Source organism: Paraburkholderia fungorum (assembly GCF_900099835.1).
GTDB lineage: Bacteria > Pseudomonadota > Gammaproteobacteria > Burkholderiales > Burkholderiaceae > Paraburkholderia > Paraburkholderia fungorum_A.
The window spans coordinates 1,534,934-1,554,000 of the sequence record NZ_FNKP01000002.1; the positions used below are offsets into that span (position 1 = coordinate 1,534,934).

The 19,067-nt window shown below is 59.4% G+C and carries 14 protein-coding genes and 1 pseudogene; 7 read left to right on the forward strand and 8 right to left on the reverse strand.

What is annotated here, in order from left to right; genetic code table 11:
• Positions 1 to 159 precede the first annotated feature (159 nt).
• Positions 160 to 1,209: an aldo/keto reductase gene (locus BLS41_RS22760; RefSeq protein WP_074768930.1), complete on the reverse strand. Its 1,050-nt coding sequence runs from the start codon at positions 1,207 to 1,209 to the stop codon at positions 160 to 162.
• A 224-nt stretch (positions 1,210 to 1,433) separates the two neighbouring features.
• On the opposite strand from BLS41_RS22760, the gene BLS41_RS22765 reads away from it, so the two are divergent.
• A complete protein-coding gene (locus BLS41_RS22765; RefSeq protein ID WP_436972018.1) occupies positions 1,434 to 5,903 on the forward strand; it encodes a DEAD/DEAH box helicase in 4,470 nt (1,489 codons plus the stop codon).
• Positions 5,904 to 6,161: 258 nt separating this feature from the next.
• Positions 6,162 to 8,162: a cyclic di-GMP phosphodiesterase gene (gene pdeR, locus BLS41_RS22770; protein WP_074768934.1), complete on the forward strand. Its 2,001-nt coding sequence runs from the start codon at positions 6,162 to 6,164 to the stop codon at positions 8,160 to 8,162.
• 100 nt (positions 8,163 to 8,262) lie between these two features.
• On the opposite strand, the pseudogene BLS41_RS22775 reads toward pdeR, so the two are convergent.
• Together BLS41_RS22775 and BLS41_RS22780 are read right to left on the reverse strand one after the other, a co-directional pair.
• Positions 8,263 to 8,535, reverse strand: a pseudogene (locus BLS41_RS22775) (Ldh family oxidoreductase); the annotation flags it as partial.
• Between the two features lie 299 nt (positions 8,536 to 8,834).
• Positions 8,835 to 9,137, reverse strand: coding sequence for a helix-turn-helix domain-containing protein (locus tag BLS41_RS22780; protein ID WP_074771123.1), 303 nt, complete (start codon positions 9,135 to 9,137; stop codon positions 8,835 to 8,837).
• A 312-nt stretch (positions 9,138 to 9,449) separates the two neighbouring features.
• Between BLS41_RS22780 and BLS41_RS22785 the strand changes: the two genes are divergently transcribed.
• The 5 genes from BLS41_RS22785 to BLS41_RS22805 all read left to right on the forward strand — a co-directional run bounded on the left by BLS41_RS22785 (position 9,450) and on the right by BLS41_RS22805 (position 12,173).
• Positions 9,450 to 10,004: a hypothetical protein gene (locus BLS41_RS22785; RefSeq protein WP_143026341.1), complete on the forward strand. Its 555-nt coding sequence runs from the start codon at positions 9,450 to 9,452 to the stop codon at positions 10,002 to 10,004.
• An 11-nt stretch (positions 10,005 to 10,015) separates the two neighbouring features.
• Positions 10,016 to 10,345, forward strand: coding sequence for a hypothetical protein (locus tag BLS41_RS39120; protein WP_074771124.1), 330 nt, complete (start codon positions 10,016 to 10,018; stop codon positions 10,343 to 10,345).
• 61 nt (positions 10,346 to 10,406) lie between these two features.
• Positions 10,407 to 11,255: an HAD domain-containing protein gene (locus tag BLS41_RS22795; RefSeq protein WP_253189737.1), complete on the forward strand. Its 849-nt coding sequence runs from the start codon at positions 10,407 to 10,409 to the stop codon at positions 11,253 to 11,255.
• A gap of 263 nt (positions 11,256 to 11,518) precedes the next feature.
• Positions 11,519 to 11,719, forward strand: a complete 201-nt coding sequence (locus BLS41_RS40120; protein ID WP_074768942.1) for a BPSL0761 family protein — start codon at positions 11,519 to 11,521, stop codon at positions 11,717 to 11,719.
• Positions 11,720 to 11,831: 112 nt separating this feature from the next.
• Complete coding sequence (locus BLS41_RS22805) at positions 11,832 to 12,173, forward strand: helix-turn-helix domain-containing protein (RefSeq protein ID WP_253189738.1); 342 nt, start codon at positions 11,832 to 11,834, stop codon at positions 12,171 to 12,173.
• Positions 12,174 to 12,305: 132 nt separating this feature from the next.
• Here BLS41_RS22805 and BLS41_RS22810 read toward each other — a convergent pair whose 3' ends face one another.
• The 5 genes from BLS41_RS22810 to BLS41_RS22830 form a co-directional block, all read right to left on the reverse strand.
• On the reverse strand, positions 12,306 to 13,160 hold the full coding sequence (locus tag BLS41_RS22810; protein WP_074768944.1) for a nuclease-related domain-containing protein: 855 nt from the start codon (positions 13,158 to 13,160) through the stop codon (positions 12,306 to 12,308).
• A gap of 595 nt (positions 13,161 to 13,755) precedes the next feature.
• A complete protein-coding gene (locus BLS41_RS22815) occupies positions 13,756 to 14,043 on the reverse strand; it encodes a PAAR domain-containing protein (protein ID WP_074768946.1) in 288 nt (95 codons plus the stop codon).
• A 235-nt stretch (positions 14,044 to 14,278) separates the two neighbouring features.
• Positions 14,279 to 14,698, reverse strand: coding sequence for a hypothetical protein (locus BLS41_RS22820; RefSeq protein WP_143026342.1), 420 nt, complete (start codon positions 14,696 to 14,698; stop codon positions 14,279 to 14,281).
• An 11-nt stretch (positions 14,699 to 14,709) separates the two neighbouring features.
• On the reverse strand, positions 14,710 to 16,116 hold the full coding sequence (locus BLS41_RS22825; RefSeq protein ID WP_074768950.1) for a LysM peptidoglycan-binding domain-containing protein: 1,407 nt from the start codon (positions 16,114 to 16,116) through the stop codon (positions 14,710 to 14,712).
• Between the two features lies 1 nt (position 16,117).
• Complete coding sequence (locus BLS41_RS22830) at positions 16,118 to 18,907, reverse strand: type VI secretion system Vgr family protein (protein WP_074768952.1); 2,790 nt, start codon at positions 18,905 to 18,907, stop codon at positions 16,118 to 16,120.
• Positions 18,908 to 19,067 lie beyond the last annotated feature (160 nt).

Sequence of the window (19,067 nt, forward strand, 5' to 3'; positions counted from 1 at the left end):
CTGTGCCATGCGAATTTTGACGAGTCGTAGCCGCCGTTCGACTTTTGATCACGCGCGCCGGTTGCCAGTTGCAAAGTACGAAGGCCAGGTGCGCGGCGCAACTCGCGTGACGTGACATGAACCGCGTGTCACGTCACGCACCCGCGCCGGTTCGTTGCATCACCCGCCATTGCGCCTTTCGTCGAGTTGCTTGCGACGCCCTTCGCCCTGCCGCTCCAGCATCCACCCGGGATATTCGGCGGGCAGCGTGCTTACCTGATCGAGCTTCGCCAGGTCATCGGAAGAAAGCGTCACGGCGGTCGCGGCGATATTGTCGTCGAGCTGCTCGATTTTCTTCGCGCCGACGATCACCGAACTCACCACGCGCTGATGCAGCAGCCACGCCAGAGCAATCTGCGCGACCGACACTTTTTTGGCCTCGGCAATGCCGCGCATCACGTCGATACAGCTATACGCGCGCTCGCGATCGACCGGCGGAAAATCGAAACTGGTGCGGCGGCTGCCCGCTTCACCCTGCTGCTCGCGTCCATATTTGCCGCTCAGCAAACCGCCCGCCAGCGGACTCCACACCATCAGACCAAGCCCTTCGCTGTGCATCATCGGTACAAGTTCGCGTTCGAGATCGCGCCCGGCGAGCGTGTAATACGCCTGCAAAGTTTCAAAGCGCGCGAGCCCAAGACGCTCCGAAATGCCGAGTGCCTTGACGATCTGCCACGCGGCCCAGTTCGACACGCCGACATAGCGCACATGGCCGTGCTGCACCAGGGTGTCGAGCGCTCGCACGGTTTCCTCGATCGGCGTGGCCGGATCGAAACCGTGGATCTGGTACAGGTCGACGTGATCGAGTTGCAGCCGCTTCAGGCTCGCCTTGATGCCGTCGAGAATGTGATAGCGCGACGCGCCGCGTGCATTCGCAAAATCGCCGGTCTGACCGAATACCTTGGTCGCGACCACGACCTTGTCGCGCGGCACCTTGAGGTTTTTCAGCGCCTGGCCGGTGATCTGTTCGGAGACGCCGCCCGAATAGACGTCGGCGGTGTCGATGAAATTGATACCCGCGTCGAGCGCGCGGCCGACCAGCCGCTCGGCGTCGCTCTGCTGCAAATCGCCAATCTGCTTCCAGATGCCGTCGCCGCCGCCGAAGGTCATCGTCCCAAGGCAAAGCTCGGAAACAAACACGCCGGTACGGCCTAACTGGTTGTATCGCATCGTCGGGACTCCATCGTGAATTCGTGAAGGGTGAGCCGTAGAGAGTACTGCAATTGATCCGATCCGGCAGCGAGCGCGCCAACTCCGCGCCGGGCGTCGGTAAGCCAATATTCAGGTTGCCGGCGAAGCGCCGGAAAACCTGCCAGACTGGATTTTTATCCTGACCATGAGGCGGGTTTCGCGGTCCTCTGGATATGACGCGCGACGCCCCCATCTACGCCAGCATGAGTTTGGTCACTACGTCCCCTGCTTCAGAGAACGCGTCTGATCCCGCGCGCGGCACCGCCACGCCGGACGCCGCCGCGCGCGCGAACCGACAGGCGCTGGACGGTTTCCATCCCGCGGTCGCGGACTGGTTCATGAAAACGTTTCCAGCGCCGACCGACGCGCAGGCCGCCGCGTGGCCCCAAATCCGCGCGGGACGTTCGACACTGGTGGCCGCCCCGACCGGCTCGGGTAAAACGCTCACCGCCTTCCTTTCCGCGCTCGACGATCTGGTCCACCTGGGCCTTGCCAATAACGGCGCGCTGCCCGACGAAACGCTGGTGGTCTACGTATCGCCGCTCAAGGCGCTGTCGAACGACATCCGCCTGAATCTGCAGATTCCGCTGCAAGGCATCGCCGCCGAACTCGACGCGCGCGGCCTGCCGCCGCTCGATATCCGCACCGCCGTCCGTACCGGCGACACCACGCAGCAGGAGCGCAACGCGCTGAAAAAGCGCGCGCCGCACATTCTGGTAACTACGCCCGAATCGCTTTATGTATTGCTCGGCTCGGACTCCGGCCGCCGGATGCTGTCGACGGTACGCACGGTGATCGTCGACGAAATTCATGCGCTGGCCGGCAGCAAGCGCGGCAGTCATCTCGCGCTCAGCCTCGAACGGCTCGACGCGCTGTGCCAGCGGCGCCTGCCGCGCATCGGCCTGTCGGCGACGCAAAAGCCGGTGAGCGCGGTCGCGCGCTTTCTGGTCGGCGGAGCGGGTATCGACAGCGGCATTCCCGCCGATTGCGCGATCGTCGACGTGGGCCACGTTCGTGCGCGCGACCTCGCGCTGGAAATCCCGCCCGTGCCGCTCGAAGCGGTCATGCCCAACGAGGTGTGGGAGCGCGTGTACGACCGCCTCGCCGAACTGGTCGCGCTGCACCGGACCACGCTGATCTTCGTCAACACGCGGCGCATGGCGGAGCGCGCCGCGCGTCATCTGACCGAACGGCTCGGCAAGGACGCGGTCGCCGCGCACCACGGCAGCCTCGCGAAAGAGCACCGCTTCGACGCCGAACAGCGGCTCAAGCGTGGCGAATTGCGGGTGTTGATCGCGACTGCTTCGCTGGAACTCGGCATCGATATCGGCGATGTCGATCTGGTCTGCCAGATGGGTTCGCCGCGCGCAATCGCACCGTTTCTGCAGCGGGTCGGGCGCTCGGGCCACCATGTCGGCGGGATGCCGAAGGGCCGGCTGTTCCCCGTCTCGCGCGACGACCTGATCGAGTGCGCGGCGCTGCTCGATTGCGTACGGCGCGGCGAACTCGACGCGCTGCGGATTCCGCGTGCGCCGCTCGACGTGCTGGCCCAGCAGATCGTCGCCGAGGTATCGAGCGCCGAGTGGAACGAAGACGCGCTGTTCGACCTGCTGCGCCGTGCCGCGCCGTACGCCGAACTGGAGCGCGAGCAGTACGACGCCGTGCTGCGCATGCTCGCCGAGGGTTACACGAGCCGCAACGGACCGCGCGGCGCGTATGTTCATCGCGATGTCGTGAGCGGCACGCTGCGCGGCCGGCGCGGCGGCAAGCTGGTCGCCGTCACGTCGGGCGGCACGATTCCCGAGAACGCCGATTACGCGGTGGTGCTAGAACCGCAGGCCATCAACATCGGCACCGTCAACGAAGATTTCGCGGTCGAAAGCCTGGCCGGCGACGTGTTTCAGCTCGGCAACGCGTCGTACCGTATCTTGCGGATCGAGAGCGGCCGCGTGCGGGTCGAAGACGCGCAGGGACAGCCGCCGAACATTCCGTTCTGGCTCGGCGAAGCGCCGGGGCGAAGCGACGAGTTGTCGTTCGGCGTCGCGCGTTTGCGGGATCAGATCGAGCGTTTGCTCGCGGAACGGGAACCGTCTTTATCACACGAAGATGAAGCCGCCCACCTCGACCACGCGATTGCCTGGCTGGTCGACAACCTCGCTCTCGACGAAGCCGCCGCGCGTCAGATCGTCGACTACCTCGCCCGCGCGCGCGCCGCGCTCAGCGTGCTGCCGACGCAGGACACGCTGGTCATGGAGCGTTTCTTCGACGAATCCGGCGGCACGCAACTCGTGATTCACGCGCCGTTCGGCAGCCGCGTGAACCGCGCGTGGGGACTCGCGCTGCGCAAACGCTTCTGCCGGACGTTCAATTTCGAACTGCAGGCGGCCGCGACCGAAGATGCGATCGTGCTGTCGCTAACCGGCAGTCACTCGTTCGTTCTCGACGATGTATGGCGCTATCTGCATTCGAACAGCGCCGAACATCTGCTGATCCAGGCATTGCTCGACGCGCCGCTGTTCGGCGTGCGCTGGCGCTGGAACGCGACCACCGCGCTTGGCCTGCCGCGTTACACCGGCGGCCGCAAAACCGCGCCGCAATTGCAGCGCATGCGCAGCGAAGACCTGCTAAACAGCGTGTTTCCCGAGCAGGCCGCGTGTCTGGAGAACGTGGTCGGCGAGCGCGAACTGCCGCATCATCCGCTCGTGGATCAGACCGTCGACGACTGCCTGCACGAAGCCATGGATAGCGAGCAATGGCTCGCGGTGCTGCGCCGTATCGAGCGGCAGGAGGTGCGGCTGGTTGCGCGCGACTTGCCCGCACCGTCGCCGCTCGCCGCCGAAATCCTCAACGCGAAACCTTACGCGTATCTGGACGATGCGCCGATCGAGGAGCGCCGTACGCAAGCCGTGTTGAATCGCCGCTGGACCGAGCCGTCGAGCGCCGACGATCTCGGCGCGCTCGACGCGGACGCCATCGACAGCGTGCGCGACGAAGCGTGGCCGCAGGCGCGCAACACCGATGAAATGCACGAAGCGCTGACCGGTCTCGCCTGTATCACCGAGGCCGAGGCGCGGCGTCACGAAGGCTGGCCGGCGTGGCTTGCGTCGCTCGCGAAATCGGGACGTGCGACCCGCCTGCCCCTTTCCACCGATGCCGCGCTGTGGCTGCCCGCAGAGCGCGTCACCTGCTTCGAGGCGCTCTATCCCGGCATGAGCTTCACGCCGCCGCTCGCCGCACCGAAGGGCTACGCCGATGCATGGAGCGCCGACGACGCGCTCGTCGACGTATTGCGCGCGCGGCTGACCGGCTTCGGCCCGCTGACGGTCGAGGCGATCGCCGCGCCGCTGAAGCTGCAAAAGGAACCGGTCGAACAGGCGTTGGGCGCTCTTGAAGCGGAAGGCTACGTGATGCGCGGCCGCTTCACGCCGCAAGCCACGAGCCAGGCCGCCGGCGAAGAATGGTGCGAGCGTCACCTGCTGGCGCGCATCCACCGTTACACGGTGAAACGACTGCGGCGCGAGATCGAGCCGGTCGAACGCCACGACTTCATGCGCTTCCTGTTCGAGTGGCAGCATCTGACGCCGGATACGCGCAGCGAAGGCCGCGAAGCGCTGGCGGCGGTGCTCGATCAGCTGGAAGGTTTCCAGGCCGCGGCCGGTGCATGGGAAGAGGACATCCTGCCCGCTCGCGTCAAAGCGTATGTGAATGATTCGTTAGACGAATTATGCCGCGCCGGCAAGATTGTCTGGACCCGCCTGACAGAACGTGCGCGGGGCGGCGGCAGTCCGATCCGCAGCACACCGATCGTGCTGCTGCCCCGTTCGCACGTGCGCGCATGGAGCGCGTTGCTCGATCCGTCCAGTCCGTTGCAACTATCGGCGCTCGCGCAGAGCGTCTATGACGCGCTATCGCAACACGGCGCGATGTTCTTCGACGAATTGCTCGGCGAAGTCCATGTGCTCCGGATGGAACTGGAAAATGCGCTCGGCGAACTCGTGGCCGCAGGGCTCGCCAATTCCGACAGCTTCGCGGGTTTGCGCGCGCTACTGAAACCGGTCGCCAAACGCAGCGCTTTTTCCAGCAGCCGACGCGCGCGGTCGAGCGCGCTGATCGGCGGAATGGACGACGCCGGACGCTGGGCGCTCGTGAGCCGGCGCGCGGATGCCGTGCCGGAAGCGGCCGCCACGCCGCCGCGCCGTCGACAGTTGCCGCCAGAAATACTCGAACACGTCGCGATGTCTTTGCTGCGTCGTTACGGCGTGGTGTTCTGGCGTCTGCTGGAACGCGAGGCCGAATGGTTGCCGCCGTGGCGCGACCTGCTGCGTGTTTTTCAGCGTCTCGAAGCGCGCGGCGTGATTCGCGGCGGACGCTTCGTGAGCGGCCTGGCCGGCGAGCAGTTCGCGTTGCGCGAGGCAATTCCCGTGCTGCGCGAAGTGCGCCGGCATGCGAACGACGGTGCTTTTGTCTGCGTCGCCGGAACCGATCCATTGAATCTTGCGGGGACCTTGCTGGTCGGAGAACGCGTGCCCGCAGTCGCCGGAAATCGCGTTCTATACCGGGACGGCGTGGTGGCTGCAACACTCGTTGCAGGGAAATTCTGGTTCGACGTCGCGATAGAAAAAAATCCCGTGGATCGCGAGCAGGCGCGTGGTTTGCTGACGCGAAGGTTTTAATTAAGCATCTCGCGCGATAAGTCCGTGAATACATTGGCCGGTTCAAACTGCCCGCAAAGGCCTGGCGCAACTTGATGCAACCCGCTGAAACAGGCGTCGCCACCCGAAAAAACGCTAAAGCTCGAAGACCCGCGACCGTTAATGTTTATAAGCCCGAATGCCGTCGCTTCGCTACAATGGGTGCCTTAAGTATGATGAAGAATGTTTGCCACTCGCCGCATCGACGGCCCATATCGGCAAACGTCGCCCGGGGATCTAATGAACGACGACCAACACGAGCAGGTGCTTCATGCCCGGTTCGGCACGAGCAGCCCATGCTGGCGTCTGTCGACCGACAGCAACGCACTCGAACTCACGCCCTCAGGCGGTGAGTCGGCTCACGTCGCCATTTCGCTCGATCCTCAACAAGCCTCGCAAATCCGCAGTCTCACCGGCGTCACGTCGCACCTCGTGCTCGACGTGCAGCTTGCCGGCGAATCGTTGCGTCTGCATCTCGTCGGCAAGAAGGTGGCTCGCAATACGTGGGCCGGCACCGCGTCCGCTTATGACGACACCGACTCCGTCACGCGCGGTCTGGTGAACAGTCTCGCGTTCGCCGAACAGGTCGTCTCCGAAGTCAATTCCGTCGTCGTGATCGTCGACCGGCACGGTCGGATACAGCGCTTCAACCGGCTCGCCGAGCAATTGATGGGGGTGAAGGAAGAGGACATCATCGGTCGCGACGTGTCGGAGTTCTTCATGCCGTCCGCCGAAGGTGCGGCCTCCGCTCAGGACGTCGACGAATTTTTCCGACGCGGCGTAGCGTACGACGTCGAGCGGTGCATCCAAACGGTGCACGGCGAACGCCTGTTCGTGTTTCACAATAAGTTCGTGCGCAGCGGTAACGGGGTCGACGATCGGTTCATGCTCTGCTCGGGCACCGACATCACCGAACAACGGCTCGCGCAGGAACGGCTCACCGAGCTGGCCAATACCGACGCACTCACCGGTCTCATCAACCGCAACGCGATTCAGAACCGGATCCGCACTGCGATCGAACATGCCGCGCCGGACGAAGCGGTCGGCGTGCTGTTCCTCGATCTCGACAACTTCAAGAAGGTCAACGATCACTACGGCCATGTTTTCGGCGACCACCTGATTCGCGATGTGTCGGACACGATCCGCGCCTGCCTGAACGAAGGCGACATGCTGGCGCGGCTCGGCGGCGACGAATTCATCGTGCTCGCGGCCAAGGGCACCGCACACGGTCTCGAAGCCACCGCGCAACGCATTCTCGACCGCATGCGCACGCCGTTCGCGGTCGGACTGGTCGAGGTCTACACCGGCTGCTCGATCGGCATCGCGCGCTACCCGGAACATGGCGACAGCCTTGAAGCGCTGATCCGCTCGGCCGACACCGCGATGTATGTCGCCAAAGACGAAGGCAAGCGCACCCATCGCGTGTTCTCGCCGGACATGAACCGCCGGGTCGCCGAATACATGTGGCTCGACACGAACCTGCGGCGCGGCCTCGACGAAGGCCAGCTCACGCTGCACTACCAGCCCAAGCTGGCGCTCGCCACCGGCGTGGTGCAAGGCGCGGAAGCACTGGTGCGCTGGAATTCGCCGGAACGCGGGCAGATCATGCCATCGGAATTCATCCGTTATGCAGAAGAGTCCGGGCTGATCGGCGTGCTCGGCCGCTGGGTGATGGAAACCGCCGCCAAACAGGCGGCTCAATGGAAAGCCGACGGCTACAACCTGCGTATCGCGATCAACGTGTCGGCGCGGCAACTGGCCGACACCGCCGTGGTGCGGCATTTCACCGAGGCGCTGCAACGCGCGAATCTCGACCCGTGTCTGGTCGACGTGGAACTCACCGAAAGCTGCCTGATTGAAAACGAAGCTGCTGCAATCGACCTGATCAAGCAGTTCCGTCAGCTCGGCGCACAAGTGCATCTGGACGACTTCGGCACCGGCTATTCGTCGCTGTCGCAATTGGGCCGTATTCCGCTCGACATCATCAAGCTCGACCGCAGTTTCGTGCGCTCAATCAACGCGGACACCAAGGCTCAGGCGCTGGTGCGCTCGATGGTCGCGGTCGCGCAGGAACTCGATTTCAAGGTAGTCGCCGAAGGGATCGAAACCGAGTCGGAAGAAATGTTCATGAAAGGACTCGGCGTCGATTATGTGCAGGGCTTTTTGTACGGCCAGGCGATGCCCGCTGCCGAATTCGAACGGTGGTTGAAGGATCGCCAGAAGGTCCGGCTGATCGCGTGAGCGTCGCGGGCTTCCGTGTTTTAAGCGGCGGTATTCCGTCAATTTTCCCGCTGGCGTAACCGGTTGCAAACGCGCGTAGTTCAACGCGCTCAATCCCCGCTTACCGCCAGTGCGCGCTCCAGCGCGCAACCTCCTCCACACTCATCCCGACAGACAACGCCGCGTCGCGAATCTGCGCCCACGTCGCCGGATCGATGGGGATGCCCTCGGCTTCGCGCTGCGCGCGCGTCATGCGTTCGGGCTCGCCCGGTTCGTAGATTTGCGACACGCCAGCCGCGTGCGGCGACGCCTTCACCCAGTCGATGAACGCGTCGGCTTCGGCTTGCGCGTCGGGGGCGTCGAACGCCGCGGGGTCGACGATCACCGACAACATGTATGCGCAAGGAACGGCAATGGACCCTTGATGTGCAAGTCATTTTTAATGGACAAAGCACAGTGGTGTAGCAGGAAAATCTATGACGTCCAGTTGCGCTAAAAGCACTATCAGCCGGCTGTTGCGTACCTCTAGCCTCGACTGTGACAGCGCACAAACTTGCTTGTGTTTCCGCCGGAATGGATGCTGAACTGTTATCAGGCAAAGCCGTCAATCCACGCTGAAGTGCTCGCATGATTTCGTGATGACCTCGTGCCGTCCTGTTTGCATCATGGCACTCGTCTTCTATGTAGCAGCCCTCAGTCCTCGGCAGGACCGTCGACCTTCTTCTTTCTCCCACGTTTCAGCGCAGGCGGCAGCGCCTCCTCTCGCTCTACAAGCAATTCCATCTCGTCGACTCCCAGAGCGGCGGCCAGAGCAACAAGCGTATCCATCCGAGCGCTCGTAACCCCCTTTTCAATCAGGCCTACGTGCGTGCGATGCAAGCCGGCCCGGTCGGCAAGAAGCTCTTGTGACATGCCAAGCTTGCCTCGGAACAGCTTCAGATTTTTCGCGATGCGGTCGCGCAGGAGGGCCTGACGTGGGGTGATGTTCTCTGCCATATGGGGCTGGAGCATTACGCAACGCGGGCATGAAATCTACAGCCATATAAATGCCATTAAATATAATGGCAGTATTTACACGACATAATTACTTGGTTACACTCCGGTCGTATACGACCACGCGCGTTTTGATTGGTATGCCTCGCTGGCATCGAATGTCAACAAACCGCGATGACAATTTCCATTTTCACTATCGCTCACTGCGAGGGACATACTCGTCCCAATGCAGCCCGATGACGGAGACTCTCTTTGACTGCTCCAAGAGTGCAGCGTCGAACGCTTTCAATTGAGAACTCAGCGGCAGCACGTCGATTGGCCGAATCAATCGACGCAGAACTGCATCCTACGAGCCGCTCGTGGATGTTTAAGGATTGGCAAAACGACCTGTTCTTGAAATTCCCACTGTTCTTTCGAGCGGTGCATCACCCAGATGCCTACCCCGCCAACATTGCGCACTTAGGCATTCAGTGCGGGGCTGGTTGGCATTCAATCATTGAGGCACTTGCGAGCGATGTCGAGCTTGAGATGCGCACCCTGTGGCGCGAGCAGTTGCAGTTCCCGGAGAAGCTCGCGGAACTGGACACTGCACTGGCATACGGCCGAGCGACTTACCCGCTCTTGCCCATCTGCACTGATATCGAACAAGTTCATGGCAAGTTCATGGTCGTCATGAGAAACGGTAACTTGTGTCCAAAGGACATGTGGTCACGTATAGGACAGCACATTGGAATTGCGGAAGATAAGGCTCAGCGCACTTGCGAAAGCTGTGGCAAACCCGGCGCCTTCCGTGAAGATTACTGGCGAAAGGTCTACTGCGACGATTGCATTATTCCGGAAGCCGAGAAAAGACAATCAGCTACCGCATGAACGGAGCGACCATGCAAACTAATCTCGTTCCCGATGACTTTCCACGCGATAGCTCGAGCGGCGTAGTAGCCGGCGCGCAGCCGAAAATCTGCGTCGTCCTGTCTGATGGCAAATACGTCGCTGGGCAGACCGATTCTGAGCGTGAAGAGCGTTGGGATATATGCGAAGACTTGGCTCACCAACTGATACCCAAGGCGCGCAAAGATGCGACCGAATATCCAGAACACAGTCGCGATGTCACTCTCGAGCGGGTGCGCGTAGCTGTCGCACGAAAGAACTGGGTGTCCTCGTCCGAGTTGACTTGGCTCATATCCCGCTTGCGAGTTTTGCTGAACTGGTAATCGCCTCTGGAATACGGCCACCTCACGCGCCGTGTAACGCACCATGCCATCAACTTCGACAATGCCCCACAGCCCGCTTGCGCAAGACCGGCGCGTACTCGGCGACCTAGTCCGCGAATCAAGGCAACGATGCCAGCTCAACCTTCTCGACGCGGCAGACTACCTCTATGTTGACATCACTGATTTGAGCCATGTCGAAGATGGGCTACCCGTCAGTACCGAAACGCTCTTCAAAGTGCTTGCGGGCTATGGGCTAGAGATGCTCGTCATGAATCGCAACGACGCGAGCGATGCGCTTCATGCAGTCGGCCACAGCGTAAACTGGTATGAGGTAATGGAGCGACGCTCACCCAGCAAACCAAGGACTCCCCCTGCTCCACTTCTGCTGGACAATCTGGCGCCCACACTGTTCGTTGATTTCGACGGCACGCTACACGTTGGCAACGCCTACATCGACGACGCCGAGGAGATAACGCTCGACACTGGTCGGCAGTTACTCGAATTCGCTCCATTGCTCAGCGAACTGCTAGCCCCGTTCCCCGACGTGCAAATTGTGCTGACGACGTCGTGGGCGCGTCGCTTACCAGAGGACCGCGTTATTGGCTACCTTCCGCTCGAACTGCGGGCCCGGGTCATCGGAACGACCGGCAGCATTAAGCCGCGGCGCAGCTATGTGCTCGACGGCACCGAGCGAACCGATGTCATCACGAGCTACGCGTATGGAAAGCGTTTGAAGCATTGGCTCGCACTTGACGATTCGGTGTTCGGAGTTGAGCGATTCGGGCGCGAACCAGGAGAACTTGTCGACAACTTCCTTCTGCTCAAGTCATCTGTGGGTATCAGCGACGGCGCCATACTCACACGCATAGCGAAGTGGCTCGCGGACGTGCATGCCTCACCCGACAACTAAAGGACGCCGTCCCGTCCCCTGCATTGATTCTGTCAAAGCTAGCAAACGCCTCATGAATCTCTATCGTCGTTTCTGCGATTGGCTCTTCAGATTCACGTCATCTCAGAAGAACATCGACCGTGTAGCGGGTCGCCTAATATGCACTACGTTTGTTCTCATTGCTGCCACGATTGCTCTACTCATCGCTTGCCTAACGGGCATGTAGCTCGAACGTGGGCCCTCCAGAGCTAACAGAACAACATCTATCTGCCGAAGGACACTCAATGACCACACGGTACGAGCGGACCTTAGCTCTGTTTCAGACCCGTGACCTTCTCGAAGCGCTGGTTGTCGCGCCTGACGAAATAGCGCATCCGGCGGTCCGTGAAGAGGCGCTGCGCTTGCTCGAGCACTACCCGCTGAACGCACACATACAGCTGACAGCTATGGCACTACCAGACATGCGAGACCTCATGAGGAAATGAGGCTGCGGTCTGACATGAATGGGAATATCCGGCAACTATTTTCCGATTACGGCCAGTCTCAGCATTAACCGGCAACGTTCTTCTCGTTGTTGCAGATGCCCTTCCAACAGAGATGAGCAAGCCATTCAGCCATATCACGCCGACAATGAAAATACAAACGCCCCACGAAATCGCGGCCGACGTCGGCCAGAGTCTGAGGAAACTACGAGTCCACAAAAACCTCGACCAAGCAACCGTAGCTGCTCGCGCAGGCATCAGCGTGCGCTCGCTTCACAATCTGGAGAGCGGCAGTGGTTCGACGCTGCACACACTCATTCTGGTACTTCGTGTTCTTGGCCGCGAGGCATGGCTTGATACCATTGCACCGGTGCCGACCATCAATCCAGTGATGATGACGCGTAAGGCAGTGCCAAGGCAGCGAGCTAGTAAGCCACATCGCAAAAACATCGGCTGAAACTGCTGCTATCTACCTAGGAGTTAAGCCATGGCGCGCAAGGAAGGACGGCTTTCCGCCGCTCGCATATGATTATCGAGGTCGCGCCCGACTGACCCGCACCCATGCACTCCGACCACTGGATGACCGCGCTTAGAATGATGCGCGGCCAGTGATGGATTCATCCTGTGCACGTGTTTTGGCCGAATTCGCCCACGCTTTGTGACGACGTCGCGCTTGTACCGAGCTATCTACCTTCGACAGAAGCGCGTTACAAAGGGCCGCCGAATCGAGGGTACGCGTGCTGAACTTACGGTCGAATGCCGCTATCACAGCAGGCAAATCCTCGAGGGTGACAACGTTCGAGATTCCACCATCTATAGTTACTCCGATGTCTGAGATGATGACGACAACGGGAATAGGTGCAACACCCGGCGCCACAAAACGTTCGAACTGCCTGCACGTGTTTTTCACCTGAAGCAGTGCGTTTCGCATGCTCGATTCACCGTGGCGGCTTTGAACTCTCCATTCCGATGCGTCTGGACTCACATATACGGTTCCGCTTTTGTACTTGGTCTCGAGGATAAAGACGTTTCGCTCGGTCACCAACACATGGTCCATCTCCAGCGAGAACTCGGACGCTGCGCCTTTATTAACGACAACGAGAAGGTTGTGAAAATCCCGGCCGGTTGTAGCTCTCGCGATTTTCGCAACGAGACTTTTCACAATGCGCTCAGCCCTATGGCCCGCCGCTAAGGCGCGACCCGCTGGCGATTCGCAAAACCTTATTGCGCTTGCAACTAGCTCAAGGACGAATGACGCCGCGTAAAGAAAAATCCAGGTTGATAGCAGCTGTACGACGTGGGCGCTGTTGCGATAAAACGCTAAGACTGACAGCATCATCATCAACGCGAACATCAAATATAGGAAGGTCAGCAGTGTGAGGAGCTTTTCCCCCGCCGATACTATGCCGCCTAGCCAACGCCAATGAGGCACCAGTGCTTCCATAAATTCCTGACCTCTCTCACTTCCTGCGAGCACTCGAGTGCTTCTGACGACAGGCCAGCAAATGAGAGAAATAGAACGATTTAAACCTTCAAACAAACTCATAAGGCCCCTTTGCTATCTCGATATTCGTTTTTTTTAGTTTGCGCGGAGCAAGCGTCCGGCTCAATTTTTCTATATGCTAATCGTCGCGAGACGTTGCATTTAATTTGATGCCTATCAAGATAACGGAAGTCGCAATCGCATCTTTATCTGGTAACGGTCGACGACTGCAGCCCGGTGCGTCGCCGGGACCATGGGCGCCAATGCCCCTTGTCCGTCTGGATGCTGCGGTGGAGAAACATCCGTGCCACCAGCTCTGCCCACCAAGCACTCGGCCGGCGGCCGATGGACAGGAAATAAGCAATTCCCAACGACTGACCGCGTACGTAAAACGTGCCCTAGTCGGAGAAAGTCATTTGCTCCTCATGTGCTGCAACCAAGGCCGCCTGTGCCACGGTAAAATTGCGCACAACGCGATGGTCTCGCGCAACGACACTTGCGCACTAAATCGAACCCCACGTTTGTATGCGGAAGCGGTACTTGTCGGCACCTCGGATTACATGGTCATCACCATGTCCGACTGCGAGGCTATAAGTTTGGGAGCCGGGTCACATTTACATAGGCAAATGTCATCTTCGAGCGCGACCTGCTTGCCGCCGCAAAACGTCATCGGCATATAAGGCATCACGTTCGCAATTTTTCCCGTCGAATTGCAAGCGGGACAACTCACCTCGGCACCTACGAAGGCCAGAGGTTTTCCGCCGCAGGTCATCGTTGGGTCTCCAGTTGTGACGACACCATTCTTGGTGGTCTTGTCGCCCTGAACAATCATCTTTCTATGCATTTCCTGTCTCCGTTCGCGCCTCAAGACTGCATCCGGCAAGGTAAGCAGTTCAGGTTCAAGAAATGACGGAAAGCCATGCGCGCGAAACGTCAGAGGCTATCTGACGAAATAAACCAGACGCGTTTCTGTAGGCTAATGTGTGGCCTACCAGCTCGACGGCTCTGCCTGCGACTAATATCCAACGTGCTTCTAACGCAAGCCTCATAACAAGGCGTCTGAAGCCTGAACGACTTGCTCAAGTCGCATTCGCCACATTTGTGCAACGCTTTGAGCCAGGCGTGATGGTGATGTGCTTTGCCATCGCGGAGGACTGGCCGCAGACCTGCGAAATCTCCAGACTCGAAAAATCAAAAACGAAGGAATCGCCCGTTTTCGTCACGGTGACCTTACCGGCGGAAGTGGAGTACGACTGTACCCCGACCGAATCCGTTTCCCGACCGTCTGTGGATGCGACGGAGCATGTGGTCGAACTGTCTCCGCCAGGGGTTGCCGCGATATAGGTCCATGCGCCCAACTTGTCTCCGTCAATCTTGATGTGAAGAATGTGATTGACCGTGTTTTTCGTTGCAGAGCACCTGTACGACTGTTGTTCAGCCTGCGCGGTGGCACAAAACAGGCTCACGAGAATTACCGCAGTGGTGGCGGCTTTTTTCATTAGACGTTGGCTCATAGCAGCATAGATTCGATTTTATCCATCAGGATTGGCTCCTCGATTTTACTCGGGTCACAAGCGAAATACTTCGGGTTAATCTTTTTGTCGACGTAATCAAAAATCCACTTCCGGTACGCGGCGGCCCCATGGACATTGTTGGCGGCCATATAAGCGTCGGCCTCAGCGGTGCCGTCGGAGCCGGAAGATTTTAGCTGGGTGCACAGAAGGTCATATGCGGTGTCAGCATCGAGTGTGCGACGGACGATGCGCGTCGCGCCATAAGTGCCCTCGTGGTGGAGGAAATATCCGAGCTTTGCACGGTTTGGCCCGGTAATGGCATCGACGTGAAATCCCGCATTTCCAAAAACCTGGATGTTATGCGCAGCGTAGTCTGCGGCTGTGATGATGGATAGTTCCGCGTTGAGCCGCAGATGAAGAATCTGCGACTCCGAGAGGTGATGGACGCCCTGTTGAGCCGCCAACTCTGTGCAGCGCTGATGCAGTACAGAGTCGGGATAATGCGCAACCTCTTTCCACGCCGCAGGAAGGAATTGCGTCAGCCCCGCAGCCCCAATGGAATTGACGATACTCGGATTCCACTCTGGATTCGGCTTCCGAATGGTCCTCATGACAGGCTTGCCGTGCTTGTCGATTACAGGTTTCCCGGTTTTCTTTGAGATGACCGGCACCTGCTCGTGGATAGGCGGCATCTTACCGGCCTCCGCCTCGATGAGCGCGGCGACGCCCTGCGGCATTATCCTGCTGCGCTCTGCGGCCTTGAGAATGTAGTCACGGTACTTGATGTTTGCGCCGAGGCGCAGGTTGTTGCTGTTCGGGCATTCCACGCCAACGTTGACGACTGGGTTGCCGGCGGTGTCACGGTTATGCTGAATCTCCGCCGGCGGAAGCGGTAGCGGCGCGCTCGGCTGATGGTCGGCCCCGCCTTCGTGGACGCGCAGCGGTATATTGACCTTCACCTTGGGACTTCGCACGATGGCTTGATGTGTACCTGACGGTGGCTTCAACTCAGCAACCTTCTTCTTGCCGCCGTCGAGTTTGAACACGTAGACGTGCACCTTTTCGTCGGGCGTTAGCGTATGAATCGCCGGGATGTCTCCATTCTTGTTTGTGACGTGTTCATGCTCCCCGGACGCAGTCACCACTGTCGTCTTGAGGTTTGGTATCGGCTTGTCGTTTGCGTCCGACACCCGTATCCACAATTCGCTGAAGAATTTCTCCGAATCGTCAACCTGCGCCCCCGTGTCGGTGGCCTTCAGCTTCAACTGCTGGCCAGGATAGATGAGCCGCGGATTGTCGATTTTGTTCAGCCCGACGAGCTGGCTGACAGTGGTGTTGTTCTTCGCAGCAATACCGCTCAGCGTGTCACCGGGTTGAACGGTGTAATCGGCTTGGTCTGCCATTTCAAGCAACTCCAGATTCGGCATTGTTCGTGACGCTCGAGACGAGACCGCCGTCGTCACGGTCAATGTTCAGGTTCCACGCGGTTTCCCATTCGCCTTGCCCATAAAGTGCGGTGAGATGCTCGCTTTCTTCGGGGTTGAGGTGACGAGCGGCCCCGTCCTCCGCTGATGTGCCAGAGAGGACCTTCTGCGCGTTCCCGTCCGGTTCGCCTTGATACGGGTAGAGCGCGTACTTCACTTCGCTCGCTGGTGTCCCGTCTTCGGATGAGCGGAAGACCAGCTTCTGGCTGAACGGAATCGGCGACGAGGTTGGAAGGTCGGGCAGCGCGTAGTTAGTGCTGTCAGGTCCCGCGAAAGCCTTGGTCGCTCCCTTCACGGAAACCGAGTTCGGAGCGTGAATCTCGATGTTCCCGTTGGTGATACGCAGGTAGGCGCCTCCACTGGTAAGCAGGATTTCTTTGGCGGACGCAACCTCGACCTTCGCGGTGGTCGATAGAATCTTTATGGTCTGCTGCGCGGTCAGCTCAATGTTGTCGGAGTGCGACTGCAACTCTACCTTTCCCTTCGCGGCGAAGAATTTCATTCCGGCATTCTGGGAGAAGAGACTGAGCTTTTCCTTGACGCTTGCGATGAACGACTTGCCTGTTGCCAGGTGGGTGCTCTGACCGCTTACGAGATTGAGATGCTCGTCCGGTGACAGGTGCACAGACTTCTCACTGGACAGGGCGATGCCGGCCGGACTCGAAAAGAGCATGACTGGGTCCTTGAAACCCTTCGCGCTGCCAATACCGCCGCCCCCGGTCTGGCCACCTAGCGTTCCACCTTTAAGGTCATGCTCTGTTGCTGCCGTGAAGTTCTTTAGGGCATCCTTGCCCTCCAGCAAGCTTTCAGCCTTGTGCTGGCCGCTTGCTTCCGAGAGTGCATCCATGACGCTTTCGGAGCCGAGGAGCTGCTGTTTAGCTTCCTGCGCGTCGAGAGGTTGCGTTGCAAGGCCGGTGCGGGTGTTAGTCGACACGTACAGGCCCTGCGCAGCGCGAACGGCACCGAACGAATCAGCCGTGAGGTCGAACCCGCTGCCCAAGTAGTTGCCGCGGAGGTTGCCCGTATGGTCTACGAGATACCCTAGGTGCAATGCCGCGTTTGCACTCGTCGTGTAAAGCTGGACCCTGTTTTGCCCCGTAGCATCGTCCATGACAAGCTGGTTGAAGCCAGCGCCGCCGTATTCCTTTGACTTGTATCCCGATAATAGCCCGTTCGAATGCCAGTGCGGATTCGTTGCACCGTTGTAAAGCCGACCTGTCACCAACGGTCGGTCGCAATCGCCGTCGAGCCACGCGATAACCACCTCTTCGCCGATGCGCGGCACATGCACGCCTCCGTAGCCGCTCCCGGAGTCAGAGAAGAGCACGCGCACCCAGCAAGAGGCATTCTCGTCGCCCCTGTTGCGGCGGTCCCAGTGCATACGGACCTTGATACGATTAAGCGAATCGGTGTAGACCTCTTCGTTCGCTGGACCCACGACAGTAGCCGTTTGCATCTGCATATGCGGCTTGTGATGCTCGAACGGGCTACGGTATTGCACGCTCCGGCGCTGAACCTCAGCCTCAACCAGGAAGAAGCCTTCGCTGCTGTCGGAGGCGTTGCGACCCTGAACGGATGCGTAGGCCTCAGAATCCGTGCGGGCCGCAGCAATGCGGCGTTGAAGGCTGTGAGGAAATGGGCGGCTGTTGCCGACGGGCAGATTGTTCTCGATGTACCAGTCGGCAGCGATAACGACAAACTCGCGGTCGTGCGACGAATCATTGTCGTGCTCTGGATGACCCGAAAGCGTGAAATACTGGCCAGCATCAATGCGGCGCACACCACCAATCCCGACGAACCGCTTTGCACGGGATTCCCATTCCTCCAGATGCAGCTTCGTAAGCTGGTCGCCGCGGTCACTTTCAAGGTAACTGTACGCGCCCGTGTATTCGTAGACCTCCGACTGCGCGGGAAGCGAGCCTTGATTCCCGATGGTCGGAAAACTCGTTCCCTTTTGCTCGAGGGGCGATTTGTAATCGAACGTGCTGGTCGTGTAAGTCGCGCTCTGCAGAGTGCGCGTCCCCGTCCATTGTACAAACGCATCAGTCTCGCTGTTCACACCGACGCGTGCAAAATCAACCTCTTCAGGCGACGTTGCCGTGAGGGTGTATACATCGTCGGTGACCACATAGGTGTGCGACTTCCCATCGGAGGCTTGCTCGAAGTATCCGAACAGCCCTTCTGCCTCCATCAGTCGGTGCACAAAATTCCAATCATCTTCGTACTGTACGCTGAAGGAGCGTTTCGGCGTGGACCGGCGCACTGCCATGCGATACGCGCCGCGTGCCTGCGGGTGCTCGTTGAATATCGTGCTAAGTATGTCCTCAGTGCTCACTTCCTGGAAAATCCGAGCATCCTTTCGAAATTTGAGGAAGTGGAGCCACGAGGAGAACGTGAGCTGATAGCTTGCTATGTCTCCGTCTGAGCCGAGTCTTCGCACCGTGTGTACGTATCCATGGTGTGGTCTGTACGACTTGTCGCTTTGCTGAATCCATAAGGCGACAGGCTGGGCGACAAGAGTTTTCAGCTCGAGCGTATCCTTGAGCGACAGAACATCAACCGCGAATTCGTAGTTGCGGCCAATCCGCGAATGTCCAATCGCTCGTTGCGGCAGCAAAACATTGGACCCTAATGGGGTGTCCAGCTTTAGCAAGCGGTCCTGCTGACTAATCCCCGAAGAAACTAGCGCGAATAGCTCTTGTGCGCTCATAACCATTGCCCTTCCCTGGATTTCGCTTTTTGATTGCGGTGCGAATAATATGACGATTTGGGCTACGGGGCAATTACGTGATTTGATAGGTTTATTTTAAACAATCGATTGAGCAAACCACTCTAAATAAAATGAAAGTTAATTGATTGGCTGGTGTAAT

Bases quoted from the DNA above. Each gene is read 5' to 3' on its own strand.
- BLS41_RS22760 (WP_074768930.1), bottom strand. From the start codon at position 1,209: ATGCGATACAACCAGTTAGGCCGTACCGGCGTGTTTGTTTCCGAGCTT.
- BLS41_RS22765 (WP_436972018.1), top strand. From the start codon at position 1,434: ATGAGTTTGGTCACTACGTCCCCTGCTTCAGAGAACGCGTCTGATCCC.
- pdeR (WP_074768934.1), top strand. From the start codon at position 6,162: ATGAACGACGACCAACACGAGCAGGTGCTTCATGCCCGGTTCGGCACG.
- BLS41_RS22780 (WP_074771123.1), bottom strand. From the start codon at position 9,137: ATGGCAGAGAACATCACCCCACGTCAGGCCCTCCTGCGCGACCGCATC.
- BLS41_RS39120 (WP_074771124.1), top strand. From the start codon at position 10,016: ATGCAAACTAATCTCGTTCCCGATGACTTTCCACGCGATAGCTCGAGC.
- BLS41_RS22795 (WP_253189737.1), top strand. From the start codon at position 10,407: ATGCCCCACAGCCCGCTTGCGCAAGACCGGCGCGTACTCGGCGACCTA.
- BLS41_RS40120 (WP_074768942.1), top strand. From the start codon at position 11,519: ATGACCACACGGTACGAGCGGACCTTAGCTCTGTTTCAGACCCGTGAC.
- BLS41_RS22805 (WP_253189738.1), top strand. From the start codon at position 11,832: ATGAGCAAGCCATTCAGCCATATCACGCCGACAATGAAAATACAAACG.
- BLS41_RS22810 (WP_074768944.1), bottom strand. From the start codon at position 13,160: ATGGAAGCACTGGTGCCTCATTGGCGTTGGCTAGGCGGCATAGTATCG.
- BLS41_RS22815 (WP_074768946.1), bottom strand. From the start codon at position 14,043: ATGCATAGAAAGATGATTGTTCAGGGCGACAAGACCACCAAGAATGGT.
- BLS41_RS22820 (WP_143026342.1), bottom strand. From the start codon at position 14,698: ATGAAAAAAGCCGCCACCACTGCGGTAATTCTCGTGAGCCTGTTTTGT.
- BLS41_RS22825 (WP_074768950.1), bottom strand. From the start codon at position 16,116: ATGGCAGACCAAGCCGATTACACCGTTCAACCCGGTGACACGCTGAGC.
- BLS41_RS22830 (WP_074768952.1), bottom strand. From the start codon at position 18,907: ATGAGCGCACAAGAGCTATTCGCGCTAGTTTCTTCGGGGATTAGTCAG.